16 protein-coding genes and 4 pseudogenes are annotated in these 23,004 nt (G+C 55.4%); 10 read left to right on the top strand and 10 right to left on the bottom strand.

The genetic code is table 11. The features are described from left to right. Positions 1–83: 83 nt before the first annotated feature. Positions 84–1,268, top strand: a complete 1,185-nt coding sequence (locus ROLI_RS22035) for a glycine C-acetyltransferase (RefSeq protein ID WP_187431710.1) — start codon at positions 84–86, stop codon at positions 1,266–1,268. Next, positions 1,268–2,308 carry an L-threonine 3-dehydrogenase gene (gene tdh, locus ROLI_RS22030; protein ID WP_187431709.1) on the top strand — a complete coding sequence of 347 codons (1,041 nt, stop codon included), beginning with the start codon at positions 1,268–1,270 and terminating at the stop codon, positions 2,306–2,308. Before ROLI_RS22035 ends, tdh begins: the two co-directional genes overlap by 1 nt. Before the next feature lie 161 nt (positions 2,309–2,469). Here the strand turns inward: tdh and ROLI_RS22025 are convergent, their stop codons facing one another. The 3 genes from ROLI_RS22025 to ROLI_RS22015 all read right to left on the bottom strand — a co-directional run bounded on the left by ROLI_RS22025 (position 2,470) and on the right by ROLI_RS22015 (position 6,092). Further along, positions 2,470–3,198: a metallophosphoesterase family protein gene (locus ROLI_RS22025; protein ID WP_187431708.1), complete on the bottom strand. Its 729-nt coding sequence runs from the start codon at positions 3,196–3,198 to the stop codon at positions 2,470–2,472. A gap of 66 nt (positions 3,199–3,264) precedes the next feature. Beyond that, positions 3,265–4,860 (bottom strand): phosphoglycerate dehydrogenase, encoded by a 1,596-nt coding sequence (serA, locus tag ROLI_RS22020; protein WP_187431707.1) that lies wholly within the window; start codon positions 4,858–4,860, stop codon positions 3,265–3,267. Positions 4,861–4,952: 92 nt separating this feature from the next. Then, positions 4,953–6,092: a phosphoserine transaminase gene (locus tag ROLI_RS22015; RefSeq protein ID WP_187431706.1), complete on the bottom strand. Its 1,140-nt coding sequence runs from the start codon at positions 6,090–6,092 to the stop codon at positions 4,953–4,955. 249 nt (positions 6,093–6,341) lie between these two features. Here ROLI_RS22015 and ROLI_RS22010 point away from each other — a divergent pair, with 249 nt between their 5' ends. Continuing rightward, positions 6,342–6,851 carry a helix-turn-helix domain-containing protein gene (locus ROLI_RS22010; protein ID WP_262386644.1) on the top strand — a complete coding sequence of 170 codons (510 nt, stop codon included), beginning with the start codon at positions 6,342–6,344 and terminating at the stop codon, positions 6,849–6,851. A 220-nt stretch (positions 6,852–7,071) separates the two neighbouring features. Here the strand turns inward: ROLI_RS22010 and ROLI_RS22005 are convergent, their stop codons facing one another. Next, positions 7,072–7,248: a hypothetical protein gene (locus ROLI_RS22005; RefSeq protein ID WP_187431705.1), complete on the bottom strand. Its 177-nt coding sequence runs from the start codon at positions 7,246–7,248 to the stop codon at positions 7,072–7,074. 48 nt (positions 7,249–7,296) lie between these two features. Here ROLI_RS22005 and ROLI_RS22000 point away from each other — a divergent pair, with 48 nt between their 5' ends. After that, entirely contained in the window at positions 7,297–7,533 is a 237-nt protein-coding gene (locus ROLI_RS22000; protein WP_187431704.1) for a hypothetical protein, read from the top strand. A 163-nt stretch (positions 7,534–7,696) separates the two neighbouring features. On the opposite strand, the gene ROLI_RS21995 is transcribed toward ROLI_RS22000, so the two are convergent. Then, positions 7,697–9,052 (bottom strand): type VI secretion protein ImpB, encoded by a 1,356-nt coding sequence (locus ROLI_RS21995; protein WP_187431703.1) that lies wholly within the window; start codon positions 9,050–9,052, stop codon positions 7,697–7,699. A gap of 308 nt (positions 9,053–9,360) precedes the next feature. Between ROLI_RS21995 and ROLI_RS21990 the strand changes: the two are divergent. Further along, positions 9,361–9,903: pseudogene (locus ROLI_RS21990) on the top strand (IS6 family transposase); the annotation flags it as partial. 76 nt (positions 9,904–9,979) lie between these two features. Here the strand turns inward: ROLI_RS21990 and ROLI_RS21985 are convergent. Next, positions 9,980–11,442: pseudogene (locus ROLI_RS21985) on the bottom strand (IS1182 family transposase). 92 nt (positions 11,443–11,534) lie between these two features. Here ROLI_RS21985 and ROLI_RS21980 point away from each other — a divergent pair. Then, a pseudogene (locus ROLI_RS21980) lies at positions 11,535–11,660 on the top strand (IS6 family transposase); the annotation flags it as partial. A gap of 165 nt (positions 11,661–11,825) precedes the next feature. Continuing rightward, on the top strand, positions 11,826–13,010 hold the full coding sequence (locus tag ROLI_RS21975) for an AraC family transcriptional regulator (protein WP_187428589.1): 1,185 nt from the start codon (positions 11,826–11,828) through the stop codon (positions 13,008–13,010). Between the two features lie 14 nt (positions 13,011–13,024). Here ROLI_RS21975 and ROLI_RS21970 read toward each other — a convergent pair whose 3' ends face one another. The 4 genes from ROLI_RS21970 to ROLI_RS21955 form a co-directional block, all read right to left on the bottom strand. Beyond that, the gene (locus ROLI_RS21970; RefSeq protein WP_187428590.1) at positions 13,025–16,117 is read right to left on the bottom strand and encodes an efflux RND transporter permease subunit; all 3,093 of its coding nucleotides are present in this window, start codon (positions 16,115–16,117) and stop codon (positions 13,025–13,027) included. Beyond that, entirely contained in the window at positions 16,114–17,217 is a 1,104-nt protein-coding gene (locus ROLI_RS21965) for an efflux RND transporter periplasmic adaptor subunit (RefSeq protein WP_187428591.1), read from the bottom strand. Before ROLI_RS21965 ends, ROLI_RS21970 begins: the two co-directional genes overlap by 4 nt. An 83-nt stretch (positions 17,218–17,300) precedes the next feature. Next, complete coding sequence (locus ROLI_RS21960) at positions 17,301–18,155, bottom strand: MipA/OmpV family protein (RefSeq protein ID WP_262386384.1); 855 nt, start codon at positions 18,153–18,155, stop codon at positions 17,301–17,303. A 40-nt stretch (positions 18,156–18,195) separates the two neighbouring features. Next, complete coding sequence (locus tag ROLI_RS21955) at positions 18,196–18,540, bottom strand: hypothetical protein (protein WP_338469216.1); 345 nt, start codon at positions 18,538–18,540, stop codon at positions 18,196–18,198. A gap of 1,386 nt (positions 18,541–19,926) precedes the next feature. Here ROLI_RS21955 and ROLI_RS21950 point away from each other — a divergent pair. The 3 genes and pseudogenes from ROLI_RS21950 to ROLI_RS21940 all read left to right on the top strand — a co-directional run bounded on the left by ROLI_RS21950 (position 19,927) and on the right by ROLI_RS21940 (position 23,000). Then, positions 19,927–20,250 (top strand): hypothetical protein, encoded by a 324-nt coding sequence (locus ROLI_RS21950; RefSeq protein WP_338469215.1) that lies wholly within the window; start codon positions 19,927–19,929, stop codon positions 20,248–20,250. 121 nt (positions 20,251–20,371) lie between these two features. Continuing rightward, positions 20,372–20,822: pseudogene (locus ROLI_RS21945) on the top strand (transposase); the annotation flags it as partial. A 543-nt stretch (positions 20,823–21,365) separates the two neighbouring features. Continuing rightward, the gene (locus ROLI_RS21940) at positions 21,366–23,000 is read left to right on the top strand and encodes an ABC transporter transmembrane domain-containing protein (RefSeq protein WP_187432328.1); all 1,635 of its coding nucleotides are present in this window, start codon (positions 21,366–21,368) and stop codon (positions 22,998–23,000) included. Positions 23,001–23,004: the final 4 nt, after the last annotated feature.

Genomic DNA, 23,004 nt, shown 5'->3' with positions numbered 1-23,004 from the left:
CGGAAAAATTCCACTATCCAGTATATCCCCTATTTCGGAATTTTTTCCGCTATGATAGAGGTGCCGAATAAGGGAGTCGAATCATGACGCAGGGCTATCTGGATCACATCACCGAAACACTCGCTCAGATCGAGGCGGATGGGATGATGAAACACGAGCGGATGATCACCTCTCCTCAGGGTGGCCAGATATCGGTCGGCCCGCGCGCGGTCATCAACCTCTGCGCCAATAATTACCTGGGTCTGGCTGATCATCCGGAGTTGATCCGCGCCGCTAAGGGCGCGATGGATCCGCGCGGTTTTGGCATGGCGTCGGTGCGATTCATCTGCGGGACGCAGGATATCCACCGCGAATTGGAACAAAAGCTGGCGGCGTTTCTGGGCAAGGACGATTCCATCCTCTTTGCCGCCTGTTTCGATGCCAATGGCGGGCTGTTCGAGCCCCTGCTGGGACCGGAGGATGCTGTGGTGTCGGATGCATTGAACCATGCCTCGATCATCGACGGCATCCGGCTGTGCAAGGCAAAACGCTATCGTTACGCCAATTCGGACATGAATGATCTGGAGGGGCAGTTGAAGCTTGCCCGTGACGAGGGCGCTCGGTTCATCCTGATCGCAACAGATGGTGTGTTCAGCATGGACGGCTATCTCGCAAACCTCACCGACATCAAGAAGCTGGCCGAAAAATACGACGCCATGGTGATGGTCGATGATTGCCACGCCACCGGGTTTATGGGGCCAAAGGGAGCTGGAACCCCGGCGCATGCAGGTGTTGAGGTCGATATTCTGACCGGGACATTGGGCAAGGCGCTGGGCGGTGCCATCGGGGGTTATATCGCCGGGCCACAGCCGGTTATCGACCTGTTGCGTCAGCGCGCGCGCCCTTATCTGTTTTCCAACTCCCTGCCGCCATCTATTGTTGCGGCGGGGATTAAGGCGCTGGAACTCATAGAACAAGGCGACGATTTACGCGCCCGGCTGTTTGAAAACGCGGCCTATTGGCGCGCAGGTCTGAAAGGATTAGAGTTTGAACTGCTGCCCGGTGAACACCCCATCATCCCGGTGATGCTGGGCGAGGCGCAACTGGCGCAAGATATGGCCGCGCGTCTTTTTGAGGAGGGTGTGTTTGTTTCGGGGTTCTTTTTCCCGGTCGTGCCACGGGGTCAGGCGCGTATCCGTACGCAGATGAACGCGGCACTGACCCGCCAGGAGTTAGACCGGGCGCTGAAAGCGTTCGAAACGGCGGGCAAGGCCTGCGGAGTGATCTGATGAGCAATGAAATGAAGGCCCTGTCCAAACTCCACGCCTGCGAAGGGTTGTGGATGACACATGCACCCGTGCCGGAAATTGGCCCCGATGATGTGCTGATCAAGGTCAACAAGACGGGGATTTGCGGCACAGATATTCACATCTGGAACTGGGACAATTGGGCGGCAAAAACGGTGCCCGTGCCGATGATCACCGGCCATGAATTCGCCGGTGAAATCGTCGAGCTGGGCCGTAACGTCACCGATCTGGAGATCGGACAGCGTTGTTCCGGTGAAGGCCATCTGATCGGGAAAACCTCGCGCCAGAGCCGCGCGGGAAAATTTCACCTTGATCCGGCCACACGCGGGATCGGCGTGAATGAACAGGGTGCCTTTGCGCAATATCTGAAATTGCCGGCGTTCAACGTGGTGCCTTTGCCGGATGAGATTCCGGATGATATCGGCGCGATCCTCGATCCATTAGGCAATGCGGTTCATACCGCGCTGAGTTTCGATCTGGTGGGGGAGGATGTGTTGATCACCGGTGCCGGTCCCATCGGGATCATGGCCGCGGCCGTTGCGCGTCATGTCGGCGCGCGCCATGTGGTGATCACGGACATCAACCCGGACCGGCTTGACCTTGCGGCGCGGGTCGCGGACGTCGTGCCGGTCAATGTGGCAAAGGCGGATCTGGCTGAAACCATCGCATCCCTCAAGATGAAACAGGGGTTCGACGTGGGGCTGGAAATGTCGGGCAATCAACGCGCGCTTGATCAGATGGTCGAGGCCATGACCATGGGTGGGCGCATCGCGATGCTGGGTATTCCGCCCGGCAAAAGCCCGGTGGACTGGAGCCGGATCGTCTTCAAGGCGATCACCATCAAGGGTGTTTACGGGCGCGAAATCTTCGAGACCTGGTACAAGATGATCGCCATGTTGCAGAACGGGTTGGACGTCAGCCGCGTGATCACGCATCGTTTTGGCGTGGATGATTTTGAGGCCGGGTTTGCGGCGATGAAATCGGGCGGTTCAGGTAAGGTTGTGCTGGATTGGACGCGCTAGCGGCGATCTTTAATACCGACAGCTTTTTCACCTTGACGGTGCCGGTTCAGATCGGATTAGGGCTTTTGTCACTTGCGCTCGCGGTCTTGTTGATACGTCTCGCCCACCCTCATACATCGGTATTGCGGGTCCTCTTGGGCTGGGCTTTGTTGATCGCTGCCTTATGGCCGCAACGCGCGTCGGCCCGTGTCTGATAAAAGCCAGCACTCACGCCCCTCGAAAACCGCGGCGTGCAGCGGTCGGAAATAGCCCGCACCCGCATCCAGATTGACCCGGTTTCCGTAGTGTTCAGGATAATCCAGCGCGGTATGGCCATGCACCACCAGCGGGCCATGTGAGCGGTGGTAGTCCAGAAACGGTTGCCTGATCCAGATCAGATCATCCTCGATCTGTTGATCCAGCCGCACCTTGGGCCGGATCCCCGCATGAACGAACAACAATGCGTCGGTTTGGTGCGTCAACGGCAGGTTCTTGAGGAAATCGCGATGCGCTTGCGGTACGGCCTTCCGTGCCGCGGCATGAATGGGATCAACGGGCATGCCTTCTTCGGCAGTGACACCGTAGGACGCCATGGTTTTGTCACCGCCCAATCGGGGGTTGAACCAGAATAAATCCGGCCGCGTGGCGGGATCAAGGAGCGTCATGTTATCCAGAAACCGTTCCAGATAACGATCATGGTTGCCTTTGATAGGGATCCAATTGCAGCCCGCAGCCTTGGCATCGATCAAGAATTGCAAAACCGCGCGGCTGTCAGGTCCGCGATCCACATAATCGCCCAGGAACACAATCTGCGCGTCCGGACCGCCATCCGCCTCGATCAGGCCCAGAACGCGGTGCAGCTCATCGATCTGCCCGTGAATGTCGCCAATGGCATAGATCGGCTGCGGCATGATGGACCTTTCAAGTTCTTGTACCGCCCCTAGGGGGGGCGGCATAGGGGTGCAAATATCAGAGACTTAGGCGACGTCAAATTGTAACGGCTTGATTTGGGTGAACATGCCCGTTTCCGCGAGTTTCGCGCGCGCTTCGGCAGGTACCGCCTCATCGACGTAAAGCAGGGCAATCGCCTCGCCACCAGCCGCGTTACGGCCAAGCGTGAAGTTCGCGATATTAACGCCGTTTTCGCCCATGGTCTGACCCAACGTCCCGATGATGCCCGGCACGTCCTCGTTGGTTGTATAAAGCATATGCGCGCCGATCTCGGCGTCGATGTTGATGCCCTTTATCTGGATGAAACGCGGCTTGTCGTCCGAAAACACCGTACCCGCGACCGAGCGTTCACGTTTGGCGGTCACGACCGTCACCTTGACATAACCGTCAAACGCGCCGGATTTATCCTGATTGGTCGTCGAAATCTGGATGCCACGTTCCTTGGCGATGAAGGGGGCGGAAACCATATTCACATCCGGGTTCACTTTTTTCATGATACCGGCGATCACGCTGCAATTAAGCGCTTCGAGATTCATTTCCGAAACCGCCCCGTCATAGAGGATGTTGATTGCCCTGATCGGCTCATCGGTCATCTGCCCGATGAAACTGCCCAGATGCCCGGAGAGTTTGACCCAAGGCCCCATGACCTTGGCCTCTTCGGCAGTCACGGAGGGCATGTTGAGCGCGTTGGTGACGGCACCGGTGAGCAGGTAATCCGACATCTGATCGGCGACCTGCAGGGCGACGTTTTCCTGTGCCTCGGTTGTCGCCGCGCCCAGATGCGGGGTGCAGACAACGTTTGGCAAGTGAAACAGCGCATTTTCTGTCGCCGGTTCCTTGGCAAACACATCAAAGGCCGCACCCGCCACGTGACCTGATTTCAGAGCCTCTGCGAGGGCGTCCTCATCGACCAACCCGCCGCGTGCACAATTGATGATCCGCACACCCGGTTTTGTCTTGGCAAGGGCTTCCGCGCTCAGAATATTCGCCGTCTGATCCGTGAATGGTACATGCAACGTGATGAAATCCGCCCGCGCCAGAAGCGCATCAAGTTCGACTTTCTCAACACCCATCTTCTTGGCCTTTTCTTCGCCGAGGAAGGGATCATAGGCCACAACCTTCATTTTCAACCCGCGCGCACGGTCACAAACGATGCCGCCGATGTTACCCGCGCCGATCACACCCAGCGTCTTGCCGGTGAGTTCGACGCCCATGAACTTGGATTTCTCCCATTTGCCCGCATGGGTGGAGGCAGAGGCTTCCGGGATCTGGCGCGCGACGGCAAACATCATCGCGATGGCATGCTCCGCCGTCGTGATCATATTGCCGAAGGGCGTGTTCATGACGATCACACCTTTCTTAGAGGCGGCGTCCTTGTCGATGTTATCGGTTCCGATGCCGGCCCGGCCGATGACTTTTAGGTTCGTGGCCGCATCGATGATCTTTTGCGTGACTTTCGTGGCGGAGCGGATTGCAAGGCCGTGATAATCGCCAATGATGGCGGCGAGTTTTTCCTTGTCTTTGCCGATGTCCGGCTGGAAATCGACGTCGATGCCGCGATCGCGGAAAATTTGAACGGCGGCTTCGGAGAGTTTGTCAGAGATGAGTACTTTGGGGGCCATGTCGTGGTCCTATGATATGTGGTGGAGCGGTGGCCTGAAAGCCCACCTTACGGGCGCAGTGCCGTAGGGTGGGCCTTTGGGCCACCCTTGTTTCAAGATGCGATTTCGGACTCAAACGCCCAGGCAAGCCACGGTAGCATCGCTTTAATGTCCGAAGTCTCAACTGTGCCGCCGCACCAGATACGTAAGCCCGGGGGTGCATCTCGATATGCCCCCACATCGAGCGCAACATCCTCATCGGACAGGCGCTTGGCGACAGCTTTTGCGAAAGCGGCACGATCTTTGATGCGTTCGCTCGTGAATTTCAGGCATACCGAGGTGTTGGACCGTATTGCAGGATCGGTCGCGAGGAATTCGATCCAATCATGGGCGTCGACAAAGGAGGTGATCGCCGCCGTATTTGCATCTGCGCGCGCGACCAACCTTTCAAGGCCACCGACCGATTTTGCCCATGCCAAGGCCTGCAAATAATCCTCGACACAGAGCATCGAAGGCGTGTTGATCGTCTCCCCCCTGAAAATCCCTTCGATCAATTTGCCGCCTTTGGTCAGGCGAAATATCTTGGGCAGGGGCCAGGCCGGTGTATAGCTTTCCAACCGCTCAACCGCGCGCGGGGACAGGATCAGCATGCCGTGTGCTGCTTCTCCGCCCAGCACTTTTTGCCAGCTAAAGGTGGTAACGTCCAATTTATCCCATGGCAGATCAACCGCGAAGGCGGCAGATGTCGCGTCGCATAATGTCAGTCCATTGCGGTCCGCCGGGATCACGTCCCCGGAGGTTAGGCGTACGCCGGACGTGGTGCCGTTCCACGTAAAGCAGACGTCATCGTCATAATTCAGCGCAGCCATATCGACGATCTCGCCATATTGCGCGGTATGGATACTGTGATCGATCTTGAGTTGTTTGGCCACATCCGTGACCCAGCCGGCACCGAAGCTTTCCCATGCGACCATCTGCACGGGGCGCTCGCCCAGCAACGACCACATTGCCATTTCAAACGCGCCGGTATCAGATGCCGGCACGATCCCGATACGATAATCCGCAGGCACGCCAAGGATTTCCCGGGTCGTTTCGATCGCTTCCAGTAGCTTTGCTTTTCCGGGGGCCGCACGGTGCGAACGACCCAAAGGTGCTGAGGCCAGTTTGGCGAGGTCATATGTGGGGGGTTTGGCGCAGGGGCCGGATGAAAAACGCGGGTTAGCCGGCCGCGTGACCGGTTTTTGTATAGCCATTGATGCTATCCTTCCAGATAAGCGCCCTTCGTTGGGGAAGGGTGTCCCACCGCCGGACATACGTATTCCCAGTAAAAACAGCAACAGGCAAAGGTACTTGCTATGTAGGTAAATGTAGCCTTTTGCAGAACGATGCAGGAACGCATGTTTCCTATTGGCACATATCGAACACAAGTAAATCTGCGTTTGTTCCGTTAGCAGTGGCTGAAGAATCGGGCGGCTGGCCTCGGACGGAGTAGTTATGTCGACATGTCAGACAAAGAAAAATCTTTGGGAGAGCTGGCACTCATCTCAACTGCCAATTTCAAAAGTATTCTCCCAATCAACAGCACGCAAACGACCCTTCTCTGGCAAGGCAGGCTTAAAGCCATGAGCGGCATGGCGTTAATCTGGGCGGCGAATGTCAAAGGGCTGAAACCCGCAGCAAAGATCATACTGATCCTACTGGCGGATTTCCACAACAAGGATACGGGCCAGTGCAACCCGAACGCTCAGGGGTTGACCGATGAATGCGAGATGGGCCGGACCACGTTGTTTCGGTATATGACGACGCTAGAGCAATGTGGCCTGGTCACGCGCCATGCCCGAGATGATGGCAACGGCGGGCGCGGGTCTAATCGGTATGAATTGCACCTCGACATTATCCTTGACCCCATCTCACGTCCAAAGGGTGGGAGCAGCGGTTCCAATGGGGTTGTGCCTCAAAATGAGACGAGAAGAAACGTCTCAAAAAATGCGGGGAAAAAATTCCAAAGGTGAGACGGGAGGTAGTCCCGAATTGGGACAGGAACCTTACCATTGAGCCTGTGAAAGAACTTCCTTCGCGCAAACGCGAGGCGGCACGGGATGAAGAGGTTTAGAAGATTTTAGCGGCTTACCCGCCTGATTGATTGCGGGGCAAAGCGGCTTGCATGGCACAGATCGAAGAGGCCGTGAAGGAAGGGTTCGTACCGAAAGGCTTGCTGCTGGCCGTCCAAGTCTATGCCACCGACAGCGGGCCGGACTCGTGAACGATCTTCTCCACGTCATCAACTTCAGCAGCGATCTCATCAGGGTCTGTCATGCAAGTTCCTTCGAACAAAATCGCGCTGGCATTATCGACAATGCAAAGGGCACATTCCTTTTGAGCGACATCAATTCCAACGTGGCGTTTCATGCTCGTTCTCCTCTCGATTTGTGGGTTCACCATCGACAGTAGCGATGTTTGAAACCTCACAAGCCGGATTCGCCGCAGATACGCCATGTCTGGTTTGCTGATAACTGGTTTAAGCCACGGCGCTGGCAGGCCTATGTTGAAAAACAAGCAGAAGACCGAAAAAAGGCGGCGGCGTTGGCGGCTGAGGCAGCAGCGCTTTACAGTGCGTCGAGAGACGGCCAAATCCACAAAGCGCAAGCATCTATGATCGCCTCGCGCCCTTGCCTGGGCCATCTCTTCGTCTGAGGTCGCGTTTTTAACAGCTAAACGTCCTTGCGTGAGCTTTTGATATAGGTGCGGCGCTCACTGTCCGGCGGTGCCGGGTTCCTGCAGCGCCTGAGCCGCTCCTTGGCGAGGAAGTAATGCCCATCGGGCGCGACCGGGTAAGTTTTTTTTCGCCATGGTGCGACTATACCGTGCAAAAGTGTGTTGCCTCATCGGCGACCGTTTCACCGCTGAAGTCTTCCGCGTCGGGTATGCGCCCGAAGGCGATCTTCGCACCGAGATATCCGCCGGGGACCTCGTCGATGGGGCCGAGTGAGAGGGCTTTGGGGCCGTGCTCGGATCTCAATTGGTCCATCAAATCGCTGATGCCCTCCCAGTGGTCTTGGCGCTGTTTTGATGCTGATGGGTGCGCACCATCAATCTGAGCCGCGAACAGGTCTTGCGTGATGTCACCGTCGCCAGCCAGGCCATGCAGCATGACGCTGACGGACCTGGGTTTGAAATTCACCTCTTGAAGGGATCGATGCAATCCGTCTGAAAGCACGCTTAAGAATGTACGATCATCACGCGCCGGCTGAAAGCTGCCCTCCCATTCCCAACGTTGATCATCTTTCCGGCTGCTTGTCTTGCCGCGATAGCCGCCGCCGCGCAATCCGAGTGTCAGCTTGGTGGCGCGCACATCCGCACGCCGGAGGCGGCGGGCAGCACTGATGGCAAGCTGTCTGGCACACATGCGGACTTTGTCGGGGCTGCGCCAATCGACCGGCAGCATGCGGCTGTGGCCAAACATGCGCTTTTTGGTTTCTGGTCGTTCAACATGATAGCCATGCAGCCCGTTCCAGAACCGTTCGCCCTCAACGTTGCCCCAAATGCCCCGCGCCTGCTTCGGTGCCAATTCCCATAGTGCTGCAAACCCTTCGACACCGGCAGCTTTCAGACGTGTTTCGATACCGGTTGATATACCCGGCAGGTCATCCAAAGGCAGATGGGCAAGTTTTGAGGGCAATTCGGAGGCATTGATGAGTGCGAACCCGTCCGGCTTGTTCATCTCGGCACCGATTTTGGCCAACAGCTCGGTTGGGGCCATGCCGATAGAACATGTCAGTACGGGACTGAAGCTTGACGCCAGAGCGCGCTTTATCCGGTCGGCCAGAACGATGCCTTCTTGTGCTTCGCACGGCAGCAGATGACAAACCACCTCATCGATGGAGCGCACATTCGCGACTGGCAGGCACGTCTCAATGACGTCGATGATCCGATTGTGAAGCCTGACATAGACATCGTGCCGTGCTACGACGAAGATCATATCCGGAACAAGTTCGCGGGCTTTGACGATGGTCGCACCGGACTTAACACCCAATGCCTTTGCCTCGCGACTGACGGCGATACATCTGGTATGTGGTGAATCGAGCGGCACAACACCGACCGGCTTTCCACGGAGAGCCGGGTTGAAATGCTGTTCTGCCGTCGCAAAAAAACTGTCAAAATCGAGATACAGGCGCTCGATGCCGCTCGCCTGTCCCCTGCTATGACCGTTCATGTCCAACTCCGCGCTCTCAGTAGAACATAATAGGAACACATAACGTTCAACGCAAGCGCCCGCGCTGCGAATATGAGGCCACTCGGGCGAGTGACGGGTATGACCAATGCATCCTTCTCATTTTTGATCCGATTGACAGATTCGCGCCTCTCAATAGATTTGCCACATGAACGAACAACTGGCTCCGATATTTGAGACCCTGCGCGCACTGTTCAGGTAGTGTCGCAAACTTTTGGAGCCCTGTTGCACTTCTCGGCAGTGACGTTCATCGGGCAGCCTTTCGACATCTCATTCAAGGTTTAAAACGATTGATCAGTTTCAAAGGCGCGCATTTTCCGAAATCGGTGATCCTATACGCGGTCTATTTCTACGTTCGGTTTGCGGTATCGTATCGGGATCTCGAAGAAATCATGAACGAGTGCGGCGTCGATGTTGATCATGCAACGCTTAATCGATGGGTCGAGAAATATTCTGTCGCCGTTGCCGGTGAGGCGCGTTGTCAGAAGGCGTCGACCGGTCGATCTTGGCGGATGGACGAAACCTATATCAAGGTCAAAGGCCAGTGGACATATCTCTATCGAGCGATAGACAAATACGGCAATACCCTTGATTTCATGCTGTCCGAGCGACGTGATGAGGCGGCAGCAACCGCATTCTTCGCCAAGGTGATCGCCAGTAACGGCTGGCCGGACAAGGTTTTTATCGACAAGAGCGGATCAAACGCGGTCGGTCTGTTCAACATGAATTGCCTGCTGGTGATGCATAACTGGTGTTGGCTGATCGAGATTCTGCAGGTGAAATATCTCAATAATATTATCGAACAGGACCACCGTTTCATAAAAAAGATCACCCGCTAATTCTGTGGAAAAACAACGTGTTGCGAGCGCAGGAAGTGGTGATCTAAATGGAGCGCGAGCGCCTTTCTTATCAGGCTTTTTGCATTTGCTGCGGTGCAGGAAAGATCTTGGCGAGTTTGCGGAGGTTTTGGGCGGTGGCGGCGAGCAGGAATTCGTCATTTGCGCCGCATGGGCCACGTAATCGGGGACGTCCCAGCCCGAGGATGCGTTTGAGATGCGCGAAGAGCATCTCAACTTTCTTGCGCAGCCGCATTGAGATTGCGTATTGCTTGGTCTTGGCAATGTCGCGGGCGACCTGACGGGCGTCTTCATGTTCTTCGCGGGTAATTTTTCGCGCATCAGCATTCGGGCAGCATTGCATTTCTGACAGACAGGCCTGACACGTCTGTTTAAGGGCCTTATACTTGGCGACGCCTTTGCCGGTTGGCCCACGATTTGGGTCAGAATAGTTGCGCCGGAATTGCTTGAGCGGCTCGCCTTCCGGGCAGATGTATTGGTTATTCTCCGCATCCCATTCAAAGTCCGCGCAAGACCATGTGCCATCCGTGCGGCTCGCTTTATCCATAACCGGAATGTGCGGTTCGATCTTGCGATCAACCAACCACCCGAGCATCGGGCCGGAACCGTAAGCTGTGTCCATTGCCCGGCAGTTGATTGCAAAGCAATCAATGAGAGGGGGCGATAATCCATTCGGGATGCAGATCGAACGTGTCTTTGACCCGATCCAACATTGAGCGCACAGACCCGACTTCTGCTTGCCGGATTGATCGTCTGGCCTCCACATCGACGATCACGGCATGATCCGTGTCGATCAGGTAATTGGTGGAATAACTGAAGAACGCAGGGCCTTTACGGGCTGCCGTCCATTGGCTTGCAGGATCAGAATGGGACGTGAACTTGGGTTCAACCTCAGATGCTGCGCCAAAAGCTGCGTTATCCAAGACATCAAGATACTCCTTCACGGCACGCGGCGCATCGTTTGGATCGATGGCATTATGGTCCCAATCTTCCTTCGGCGTCGCGTTTTGTTTGTTCGCATCTGCCTCGATCAAACTGGCGTCTGCCGCAAGGCGCTGGCCACTCACCAAGCCATCCGCGATGCACCGAGCTACGGTCTTCTCGAACAGGTGTCGCAACAATGCACTCTCCCGGAAACGCCCATGCCGGTTCTTGGAGAACGTCGAGTGGTTCGGCACCGGATCAGATAGATCGAGGCGGCAAAACCAACGATACGCCAGTTTCAAATGCACCTCTTCACAAAGACGGCGCTCCGAGCGGATGCCAGAACAATAGCCCACGAGCAGCATGCGCCCTCTCATGCATGTAAACATGCACTGCCGGGTAATAGATCAGCAGTTCTGGGTCGATGGACGGGCGGCCAGTGTGGCTATAAAAGTCCGCTAGGTATTGGCGGATGTCGCTTAGATCAACGAACCTATCAATTGACCGCAGCAGGTGATCTTGGGGCACATGATCGTCAATCGAGAACTCGTAAAACAGCGCGCCTTGTGCTTCTTGCTTTGGTCCCAGCATCGAAATCACCCCCGTTGCTAAGGAAAATTGAATCAGCGAATAGCCACCCGATCAAGCAAGAGTTTTTCAACAGAATCGGCTCAGTGCAGACCTTCAAATCGTTCAATTCAGCCGCGTCCACTCTGGCGGGCATCGAAGTCGCCCACATGATCCGCAAAGGACAATTCGACCGACCAGGGTTGTCCGGCTTTGAACAGTTTGCTGAGCTCGCTGGATAATTGTATCCTAGCGAGGCCCCATCTCGCCTCACGACAAAGTTTGCGACACAACCAGATTTGGTGTCTTAGCATGACGGTCAGGACACAGTTACACTCTCAACCTCTTTTTCTGCAACTCAGGTTTTGTTAGAGCACCGCCATTATGAATTCAAAGAAATATTAAAAATGCATGAGGATACATTCTATTTTGCAATGCTGATGTTTCAGCTCGGTGTGACGCTGTTTTGTACAAACCAGCTTTTTCTGCATCAACGTCATCAGCGTGTATATGTGCCTTTAGCGCTCTTTTTTGCCGCGCAATCGCTCGTCGGCATTGTCAGCATTGGAGATCTTCTGTGGGGTGTAGATGGTTATGAGGCGATGTTCGCCCGGTGGGGCAGCCTGTCCGTTCCGTTTACGTTGATGCAACCGTTCCTGTTCTGGCTTTATGTCCGCGCGTTGACCTCCGAGGAGGAGGTGGACCGGATTACCCACAAGGGCTGGCACGCTCTGCCGCTGTTGATGTCGATCAGCATGATCATTCTGATGTTCATGCTGCCGCAATCCGTATTCGAGACGGACGAGCTGGACTGGGATACCATCGACCAGCTGACCCGCTTCACCGCCGTCTACTTTCAGGTGGTGTCAGCAATCTTTTATATGCAGATTGGCATTTACCTGTTTCTGACCATGCGGATGCTTTCGGCCTATAGCACCCGGCTCAAAGATCTGTTTGCGACGACGGAAAACAGGGAGCTGTCTTGGGTTTGGTGGATCACGACAACGGTCAGTGCTTATCTGTTGCTGAGTTTTGTCCAGATGGCCGCAGATCTGTCGGGAATTGCGGTCCCTGATTTCATGCTGGATACGTATGATCTGATGGACGGCTTTTTCGATATAGCGATGACATGGGTTATTGCCATTTGGGGTGTGCGTCAGCAGCCCGGGCTGGTGCGCGAGCCAGTCGTGGGTGCCTCTGAGCCCGCACTGTCGGAAGCCGTTTCATCGAAATATGAGCGCTCCGCCTTAACGGATGAACACGCAGCACGCATTGCGAACAAAATCGAGAAGGCGATGTCAAAGGACTTGCTCTACCGCGATCCAAACCTGTCGCTGTGGGATCTGGCAAAGCACATCGGGGTCACTTCGAATTATGTTTCGCAAACGCTGAATATGACGCTCATGTGCAACTTTTTCGACTACGTCAACAAATGGCGGATCAAAGATGCGGTGAAACAGTTGCGCGATACGGAAGAGACAATACTGCTCATAACCTACGATGTAGGGTTCAATTCAAGGTCGTCATTTTACAATGCATTCAAGCGAGAGATGGGGACAACCCCTTCTGCGATCAGGGCACGCCCGTCCTGAGGCCCGATCGCGGTTTATCGGCGGGATCGCCGTTCTCCCAGCACGAGCATCGCGGGTGTCACAAGCAGGGTGAGGGCCGTGGCCACGACAAGACCCCCGGCAATTGCCGCCGATAATTCGGTCCACCACTGCGTCGAAGGGGCGCCAAACATGATTGAGCGTGAGAAGAAATTTATGTTCATTCCGATCACCATGGGCATTAGCCCCAGCACCGTGGTCAGCGATGTCAGCATCACGGGCCGCAACCGCAACGCACCGGTGCGCAGTGCAGCCTCCAATGGGGTTTGGCCAGCATGTCGCAGCTGATTATACGTATCGATGAGCACGATATTATTGTTCACAACGATCCCTGCCAGGGCAATGACCCCGATGCCCCCCATCACCACCCCAAAAGGACGACCCGTGACCAAGAGGCCCAGAAGCACACCAGCAACCGAGAAGACAATGGCCGACATCACGACAAGCGCCTGATAGAAACTGTTGAACTGCGCAATCAGAATACCGAACATGAGCGTGATTGCTGCACCGAAGGCTGCGAGCAGGAACATCATCGCGTCTTCTTGTTCCTCGGCTTCACCCTCAAACGCCCAGACAACACCTTCGGGCAACGGTGCCGCCTCAAATGCCGCGCGCAGCTTTGAAATCTGGGCATCAACCAGAAGGCCCGGTGTGACATTGGCTTCAAGCGTCAGCACCCTCTTTTGATCAATGCGCTGGATCGAGCCGGATCGCGGCACCGGCTCAAAGGCGACAAAGTTCGCAATCGACACCACCCCGACCTGCGTCGGAACGCGCAGCGCACGCAAGGCATCCAGCGTACGGTCCTGGGCAGGAAACCGGACCCGGATATCAACCGTCCCCTGCGCATCATCGGGTCGAAAGCGGGCCACGTTGATGCCCTGAGTCAACAATTGGATCGCCTGCCCGACCAGAGCAATGTCCGCCCCGAACCGGGCGGCCTTGCTGCGGTCCACGCGAATGCGCCATTCCACTCCGGGCAAAGCGCGGCTGTCGCTTACATCGCTGAACCCGCCGATCCGGTCCATGATCCCGCGCATCTGCGTCACCGCCTGATCTGCTGCGGCCAGATCGCGCGCCATGATCGTCACATCAACCGGTTTGCCCCCGGCGGGCCCGTCGTTTTCGGTTTCGATCTGGATCAGGATGCCGGGAATATCCGATAGGTCGCTGCGAATGCTCTCCGCGATCACGGCAGCAGGCCTGCGCGCGTTCCATGCCGTCAGCTCCAGCTGAAGTGTCCCGATGAGATCCGCCTCGTCGTTACTGCTTTGCGTAGTAGTTGCATAGACGCTGGCGATCTCATCCTGGTGCAACAGACCCGCTTCGACATGGCGCACAAGCGCGTCCCTCTCAAAGACTGAAGAATTGTCCCGCAACCGGATCTGAACCTGCATGAACTCCGGCTCGACCTTGGGAAAAAAACTGACACCCGAACCCAATTGGCCGTAAAGACTAAAAGTGCCCAGCAACAAAGCCACCGCCGTCAGAACGGTTGCAGCGGGATGCAGGATCACACGATGAAGTGCGCGTGCGTAAAGCCCGGACATGCCGGGGCTTTTGCGCGGATCGCCCTGCTCTGCCCCGTAGAGCACCGCCTTGGCCGCCGCCGTCTGTGGGGCGCGCCGCGCGATCATCCCCCCCAGAACCGGTATGAAAATGAGAGCCATCAGCAGCGATGCACAGAGCGTTAGAATGACCGTGATCGGGAGGAACTTCATGAATTCCCCGGTCATGCCTTTCCAGAAAAGCAGCGGAAAAAACACGCTGAGCGTCGTGGCGGTGGAAGAGATCAGCGGCCAGGTCATCCGTTTGGCCGCCGCCGCATACGCCTCGGTCGGGCGCATGCCGCCCTGTAAATGCCGATCCGCCAGTTCCGTGGTGACGATGGCGCCGTCCACCAGCATCCCGACCACGAGGATCAGCGAGAACAGCACGACGATGTTCATGGTAAAGCCCATCGCCCAAAGCATCCCGACACCTGCCAGGAACGCTCCGGGGATCGACAGGCCGACAAGCAGCGCGGATCGCATCCCAAGCGCGTAGATAATGACGATCATGACAAGAATGATCGCCGCGATCACATTGGCCTCCAGATCCCCCAGCATGGTTTCGACTTGCACGCTCTCATCCAGCAGATAGTCAACGCGGACGGTCTCTGGCCAGTCGGCACGCGCCTTTTCGACAACCGCCTTGGCCGCTGCGACGGTTGCGATAATATTGGCACCGCTGCGTTTTTTGATATCAAGCGCCAAAGCGGGGTGCCCGTTGATGCGCGCAAAGCTGTCCGGGTCCTCGAAAGTCCGGCGCACAGAGGCTACATCGGCAAAAGTCACGACCGTATCGCCTTTGACCTTGATGGGCAATTGCATCAGATCCTGCGCACCCTCGATCAGGCCCGGCACTTTGAGCACCATGCGCCCCGCGTTCCCCTCAATCGCGCCCGCAGCAACCATCGTGTTGTTGCGGCTGATCTGACCGATCAGATCTTCAAAAGACAAACCGTATGTCTCAAACAGCATCGGGTCGATCAGAACTTCAAGCAAATCCGAGCGCCCGCCGCTGATTTCAACCTCCAGAATACCCGACACCGCGTCGAGTTTTTCCCTGAGATCACGCGCCAGCTGGTTCAGTTTGCGCTCCGGCAGCGGGCCGGACAAAACAGTCGTCAGGATCGGGAACAGCGCGGTGTTTATTTCAGTGACCACCGGATCAGTCGCGGCCTGCGGCAGATCGGGGCGGGCACGATCCACACCCACGCGCACCTGATCAAGCGACATCGCGACATCAGCGCCCGGGTCGAATTCGAGCGTTACACTGGCGTAGCCTTCGGCTGCATTGCCCCGGATCTCCCTGAGGTCCGCCAGCCCGCTGAGCTCCGCCTCCAGAGGTTTGACCAACAATCGTTCGCTGTCCTGCGGGGATATGCCATCCAGCGTGGTGCTGACGTAGATGAAGGGGATCGGGATATCCGGATTGCTTTCCTTGGCAATGGCAAGATAGGCGTAGGATCCCACAGCCAGGATGGCCGTGAACAGTAAAATGACTACGCGGCTCCGCGAAAACGCCGCATCAATTATACCCGTCATTGTGCGACCTCCGTCAGAACGTGCTGGTTCGCGGGAATGACCGTTTCTCCAGCCCTGACGAAACCCTGCCCGACGGTGATCAAACGAACGCGTTCAGGCAGACCTGTCACCCAGATTCCGTCCGATTGCGTCAGGGCGATTTCAACCGGCGTAAAGACCACGCGGTTTTCGGCATCCACGGTTTTTATCCCAAGCACACCCGCATCGCCCAATGACAGGATCGCGGGCGAGACAAAATGCGCAATCACATCGCCGATGGGCACCTCCATCCGGGCGCTGATGCCAGCGGGGATCTGCCCATCCGCATTAGGGAAAGAAATTTCAACAAGAAACGTGCGGGTGGCCAGATCAGCGCTGTTGCCCAGAAAGGTGATTTGCCCAACACGACTCTCGCCCGTGTTGAATTGCACCGAGACTTGTGCGCCACTCCGCAGGCCGGCGCGCGTTTGTTGGGGAACGCGCATCGACACTGTCAGGGGCGTATTGTCGACGATCCGTGCAATCTCGTCTCCTTCCTGAATATATATGCCAGGATTCACGCTTAATGCTTCGACACGCCCGCCGAAGGGCGCAACGAGTTCAGTCTGCGCCAATCCCTGCTGTGCCGTTGCAATAGCAGCGCGTGACGCAGCCAGCGCTGCACGCGCCTGAGCCAGCCGTGTGGATGTCGCGGCTCCGCGTTCAAGTAGAGCTTTGGCCGTTTCAAAGTCCCGCACCGTGCGGGCAAGATCCTCCTGTGCGCGATTTAGATCTGCGATGCGTTGCGTTTGATCAAGCACCGTAATGGGGTCGCCTTGGGTGACCATCTGGCCTTTTTTCACATTTACCCGCGCCACATGCCCGGCCATCTCGGCAAGTATGACGGTTTCACGGTCAGGCGTTGTATGCCCGTCACCTTTGAAAAACCGGGTCACGGTCTCTGCAACTGACACCTGAACCGCAACCGTCATACGTGACGGAACCTGAAGCACGGCGGAGTGCGGTGTAGGCACGGCGGCAGGAAAGAAAATACCGCTGGCCATCCACAAGGTCAGGATCAGGCACACAATCCCCGCCAGCCGATGGGGCCAGGACGCCCCGGAATCATTGTCAAAGATCAAGGGTTCGGGTCTTCGTGAAACGACATTCTTTGATGAAGGGGCACCAGATGGGCGCCCCTTGGCTTGCAGCGTCAACCTCACGTTCAAAAACTATAGATCAGGCCAAGCCCGACGCTATAGCTGTCCTTGCCGTTCGTCAGCGGGCTGCCATGCACTTTTTTATCCAGGGGATGATATTCCATAAAACCCATCAGAATGACGTCGTCACTGACCAGATAAGACACCGTCATATCAACGAAGGGCTCACTTGTGCCGCCCACATCATAGGCTGAGCGCAGGCCATTGGCCTCCGCGGCAGAGACGCCGTAGAGAAAGTTGTTCAGCTTCTGATCGCGAAAACGCGCGCCTGCGCCGATATCAATGCCGACTTCGCCCAGCATGAATTCGCTACCGATTTTTGCCTCAGCCTGGTATCCTTTATGCTCTGACGACACGTCAACCATGGCACCGCCAGCCACATAAAACGCGTCGAAATCATAAGCCGCTTCAAATCCCGCATCAACCGGGGTGCCGCGTTTGAGCCCTGCAAACAAGGGGTTCTTATTGGGGAAATCAGGTGAGTCTCCAGGTCCCAGAAGCAAAGTCAGCTCAACATTATCCTGATTGAGGACATGCAAGCCAATTCCGTCAAATCCCACGTGCAGCCTATCGCTGTCATAGGATAAAAAGGGAAAGAACCCGGCTTCAGATTTTTCCCCTTTGTAAATGCCGGAGGACGAAAGGACACCGGCACCGATGCTAAAATTTCCGTTTGAAAACAAGCCATCGGCGACGGCCCACGTTGGACAAAACAGCGCGGCGGTTGTTGCGAAAAGGCCAATATATCGAAGTTTCATGTAGGTATCCCTATTCATGATGGAATTTGTCTGTGATGGAGGAGAAGTGCTGGCGCAGGCAGCTTGGCTCAGGTCAAGGATCCGGTCAGCCGGATCATCCATTCCATAGAGCAACGCGCCGATCTCTCCGTCTGGCTAAAAATCAGCGAAGACGATGCGTGATGGCTGCATGAATGACGCAGGGCTCCTTCGATCCCATTCGTTCCGCCATTCGGCGTGGGAAGTTGACGGTGATTACGGCCAGTTGATCAATCAATCCGTCCGAGATGACACGGGTTTCCAGATCAGTCACCGTGGTTATTTTTCCATATAACGTGCGTTCAGTTTCGGTCATTTGGCCCGCCCACTGGTTCGCTCTTTCGCGGGTCCAAGCGATGTCGACGTCCCAGGCTTCATTGAGCTTGTTCAGATCGAGAGGTTCAGGAAAGGTCAGCGCTTTGGAGTAGAGCACTTCATCTTCGGCATCCGCTTCAATTTCGCGCCGCATTTCGGGCGAGCACCCGCTGACAGAGCCAAATTTCATGACGGCAAGCCAATGGCCATCCTGCGGTTGAATGTCACTGGCAGTAGCCACCGACCCGCAAGCCACGCCAATGCCAACACAGGCAAGTGCGATGATGATGAAGGATCTTGGCGTTTGTGACCGTGGCAATAACGGGCGGCCGAGCCATCGGGCGCCATCGTGATTACGAGATTGCATAAGGTTTTCTTTCTGTAGGTTGTTGCAGTTGATCGTGTTTAACTGCTGCTACAGTGAGGAACCTGAGGTGATCTGACGTCTGCGCGGGACGGAATGGACGGATTTCGGTGTCCTATCCGACAGGCTCAGATTTAACTGATATCAATTTTTTATCCTAATGCTCTGTGCCGGTTTCTGGGAGTTTGATTCCCGGTTAAAGCGGTTTGCGTTTGATCTGAATTGATTTGTGTTTCCCAAAGGAGTCTTTGTCTGCTTCATTTTCAGTGTGGAGGTGGATGATGGGCAAACCTCTTTCTTTAGATTTTCGGCACCGGATTTGCGGGTATGTTGCTGCTGGGATCTTTTGTCGTGCAGCAGGGCGTATTTTTGGTGTCAGTGCGGCAACGGGGGTGCGTTATGCTGCGGACAAACGAGAGCGGCGCGACGTCACGCCCAGACCACAGGGCAGGCCGGTGGGCCGGATTTGGCCAGCTGGCACCGTATAAGGATTTCTTAATCGGGATTATCCGTGCCGAACCAGACATAACATTGCATGCACTATCGGGCGCGCTGGAAGACGCATACGGCGTATCCGTTCACCTCTCATAAATTCACCGCGCCTTGGTACGCGCCGGGTTCTCATATGGAAAAAGGACTTATCGCACAGGAACGTAATCGGCCTGCCCTGCGCAAGTCAAGGCGGGGGTGGATCAACCACCGCCAGCCGCGCATGCGCCAGGAGCCAGGAGCCAGGAGCCACACTTTATTGCTTCTCGGGACATTGCTGCGCAATACCCTGCCAGTCAGCGGATGAGATGGCTTTCTCAAAGCCCATCTGAGACGGATCGGGCCAAAAACGTTTGATACACTCTTCCAGGCCCTCGGCGACATTTGTGATCCGTTTGATCCAAGCAAATGCTGAAACCTCCTCAAAGCTGCCGGATATGCCTTAGATTAAATGCAAAACGCTTTAATCTAAATGACTGAGGTCAGGAGTTCGAACGGATCAGGGTTTAGTCAACGCAGATCTCCGAAAAACGAGCGTTATTGGTACGGCAGTGCAAGTGCATCCAGCATCCACCACGATTAAAGGACAATGTACGAATTTGACCGGCCCCATCATTTGAGAAAGCGGTTATTAAGTGCTATATGGTATATTAGAGCCGTAATTAGGCAGGGAAGTGGAGATCTCAGATGGCGAAGAAAAAGATGACAATGGGATTTGTCACTGCTGGAAAGAAGTCAAATTCAACCTCAGTCAGCCGCTCGTCGTCTTCCAAAATGTTAAAATCGAACAGCGAAGTAACAAGCGCGAAGACAGCATCAAAAGTGCTCCGAGACCCAAAGTCCAGCCCGGTGGCGAAGACAGCGGCGGCTTCAGCGCTAACGCAGCGTTCTAACAAAAACATCAAAACCGGCACGTTCGTATTAGGAAAACCTGGCAAGGGTATCACTATGAAGGAGTCGCGCCAGAGGATGCTCAAACAGCTCGACGGATCATTCAAGCGATTGGCATGAAGTATTTTGAGCTTCCCGATGATCTTGTGTTGCCCACCGTCGAAGAAATCGTAGAAATTGACCTGCGCCCCTTAAACTCCTCCAAATTTGTGTAGAGTCTGCCCACCAGCAGGACGGACAAATGAAGGCACGTTTCACGGACGAACAAATCATAGCAATGATCAAAGAACAGGAAGCTGGTGAGAAGACTGCGGACGTATGTCGGCGGCATGCATTGCCCGGCAGGCGATTGCAAAGCAATCTGCCGGGAGGGGGATCAGCTCAGCAACGTTCTACAAATACAAATCGAAGTATGGCGGCATGGAGCCGTCCGACGCGAAGCGACTGGGTGCGCTTGAGGATGAGAACAGCAAGCTGAAGAAGCTGTTGGCTGAACAAATGTTGGACAACGCCATGTTGCGAGACATCAATTCAAAAAAACGGTGACGCCCGCCCTGAAGCGGCAAGCTGTGGTGCATTTGATGGCGGCCCATCAAGTCAGTCAACGGCGGGCGTGTGATGTTTTACAAGTTGATCGATCCTCGGTGCGGTATCTGTCGCGTCGTGGCGATGACACTGATCTACGAGATGCGATCAAACGGGTATGCGTCAGCCAACTGGTCAGAACAATCCGCACCACATCTTGGCGGAATTCGTCTGTCCGTTTCAGTCCCATAGTCAGTCTCATTTGGTGCAGTAAATGCTATCAAAGGAGCAGCAGCAAACCGCAACAGGTCCAAAACGCAGTATTGGCGGCCTGTTCGATTTCATCGAAAGCGGCTTACGGATGTCACCTTCGTGACGGCTGCGTAATCTGGGAGTCCCTTGAGGCTATCCTGACGCTTGTCTGGTCATGCCAAGGTCCCCGATGGCAAAGCCGGGAAGTTTATGAATGAGCCTCATACACAGAGCGTCGGATACTCCCTTGGGATGATCTGTGCTTGCTCCCAACCGTCGGGTAAGCGCATGTATTTCGTGAGTCCGCCCGACAGGGGGCGGCCTGCAATATGCCGGACCCTCAGTCATGTTTTGCGCAAAGTAACAGCACGGATGCTCAAAAGCACCGTGGGGCGAAAGCCCTGTCTTAGAAAAATCTTAAGTTCAATCGCCTAAAAGGCTGAGCTTGGAGTGGATCAATGAACGAAATATCCTTTCTTAAATCTGTAACGTGGGATCCTGCGATCCTCACGGCATCTTTGGTAGCGAATTTACTTTCGCTGGCAGTGCCATTAGCTATGTTGCAGATCTACGATAAGGTTATTCCAAATCAAGCGCATGAGACGCTAATTGTACTCGCACTCATGGTCGCCATTGCGCTGGCAGTTGATTGCGCATTGCGTTTGGCGCGGTCACGCCTGCTGGCTTTCTTTTCCGCACGGTTTGAACAGCTGGCCTATAAGCGCGCATTCTGGTCGTTGGTCATGGCCGATCCAACGCACCATGCTCGTGCCGACGCCGGAACACTTTTAAAACGACTGTCCGCCATTGATCGCCTGAGAGGCCAGCGTTCAGACGGAGCCGCCGCGGCGCTCCTTGATCTGCCGTTTGCGGCTCTGTTCCTTGTCGTTATTGCGCTCTTATCGCCTATCGTCGCCCTATCCGTGGCATTCACATTGGCCATTTCTTTCGTCATGTTGAGTTTCCTGCGCAAAAAAATCAATGCGGCGCGCCTAAATCGATATGATATCGACGCGCGTCGCTACAGTTTTTTCAGCGAGGTGCTGGGGGGCATTCGATCGGTTCGCGCCCTGCAGATCGGTGAGCTCATGGCGCGAAGGCAGGAACGCCTGATCAGCCAATCCGCGCATCACACCAAAAATATGACACGATCCATGCATCAGGCTCAGGGCCTTACGGCTGCCGTCGGGAATCTCATTCCCGTCGTAACCGCGGCCACTGCTGGTTTCTTGGTTGTGGCAGGTGACGCGAGTATTGGCGTGCTCGCGGCGGTTGTGGTCCTCAGTGGCCGTATCGTGCAACCCGTGTTGAGGGTTGAAGGTTATTTATCCACCATCGAAAGCTCAAGATGTGCCGAAGCGGACCTGCGCGCGCTTACAGAAATGCCGTTGCGCCTATCTGGTGACTTGCCACTGCGCCAAGTTGAAACCCTAAAACTTCGAAACGTAACGACCTCACCCGATCCTGAAACCGGGATTGCAATAAAGAACGTCAACATCACGCTTACGGCCGGGGATTGCTTGCTTCTTAAGGGTGACAATACAGCCAAGGATGCCCTTGCTGAAAGGCTGTTCACAGGTGACCTACCTCTTGAGCAGGGCGAAATCGAAATCAACGGTCATCCACTCTCGGCATATGATCTGAAAGATCGCCAAAACCGGATTCGTCTTCTGTCAAAAGATGCAAAGCTCCTCGAGGGAACCCTGTACGAGAACATTTGCGCATTTCAACCGGACCTTTACCGCGAAAATGCCCTAAAGCTCGCCAAAGAGCTTGGCTTGCAACAGGTCATAAGACACAGTCCACGCGGTTTGCACACATTAGTTCGGGCGGATTATGGGGGGCTACCTCATTCTGCCCAGCGGATTGCCTCCAACATTTGTGGGCTTGTCACGCTACCCGATATCGTCATTTTTCAAACGGCCAATTCGGGACTGGATATGGAAACCGATCAACGTTTGCTGAAATTGCTGAAACAGCGCGCTGCTCAGCAAATTCTGATTCTCATAACCAATCGCCCCTCTTACATGGCGCTTGCGACCCAGACGCTTGATCTAAACTCAGGCAGCGGCACATTTTTGGAAGAGGCATGAATAG

The organism is Roseobacter fucihabitans (assembly GCF_014337925.2).
In the GTDB taxonomy this organism is placed as follows: domain Bacteria; phylum Pseudomonadota; class Alphaproteobacteria; order Rhodobacterales; family Rhodobacteraceae; genus Roseobacter; species Roseobacter fucihabitans.
The sequence above is the reverse complement of the archived record's forward strand: the minus strand, read 5'-3'. Positions and strand labels throughout refer to the sequence as shown.

Bases quoted from the DNA above. Each gene is read 5' to 3' on its own strand.
- ROLI_RS21955 (WP_338469216.1), bottom strand. From the start codon at position 18,540: ATGCGGCGCGAAATTGAAGCGGATGCCGAAGATGAAGTGCTCTACTCC.
- ROLI_RS22035 (WP_187431710.1), top strand. From the start codon at position 84: ATGACGCAGGGCTATCTGGATCACATCACCGAAACACTCGCTCAGATC.
- ROLI_RS21940 (WP_187432328.1), top strand. From the start codon at position 21,366: ATGAACGAAATATCCTTTCTTAAATCTGTAACGTGGGATCCTGCGATC.
- ROLI_RS22025 (WP_187431708.1), bottom strand. From the start codon at position 3,198: ATGCCGCAGCCGATCTATGCCATTGGCGACATTCACGGGCAGATCGAT.
- ROLI_RS21970 (WP_187428590.1), bottom strand. From the start codon at position 16,117: ATGACGGGTATAATTGATGCGGCGTTTTCGCGGAGCCGCGTAGTCATT.
- ROLI_RS21995 (WP_187431703.1), bottom strand. From the start codon at position 9,052: ATGAACGGTCATAGCAGGGGACAGGCGAGCGGCATCGAGCGCCTGTAT.
- serA (WP_187431707.1), bottom strand. From the start codon at position 4,860: ATGGCCCCCAAAGTACTCATCTCTGACAAACTCTCCGAAGCCGCCGTT.
- ROLI_RS22010 (WP_262386644.1), top strand. From the start codon at position 6,342: ATGTCAGACAAAGAAAAATCTTTGGGAGAGCTGGCACTCATCTCAACT.
- ROLI_RS22015 (WP_187431706.1), bottom strand. From the start codon at position 6,092: ATGGCTATACAAAAACCGGTCACGCGGCCGGCTAACCCGCGTTTTTCA.
- ROLI_RS21960 (WP_262386384.1), bottom strand. From the start codon at position 18,155: ATGGATGATCCGGCTGACCGGATCCTTGACCTGAGCCAAGCTGCCTGC.
- ROLI_RS21950 (WP_338469215.1), top strand. From the start codon at position 19,927: ATGGCGAAGAAAAAGATGACAATGGGATTTGTCACTGCTGGAAAGAAG.
- tdh (WP_187431709.1), top strand. From the start codon at position 1,268: ATGAGCAATGAAATGAAGGCCCTGTCCAAACTCCACGCCTGCGAAGGG.
- ROLI_RS22005 (WP_187431705.1), bottom strand. From the start codon at position 7,248: ATGAAACGCCACGTTGGAATTGATGTCGCTCAAAAGGAATGTGCCCTT.
- ROLI_RS21975 (WP_187428589.1), top strand. From the start codon at position 11,826: ATGCATGAGGATACATTCTATTTTGCAATGCTGATGTTTCAGCTCGGT.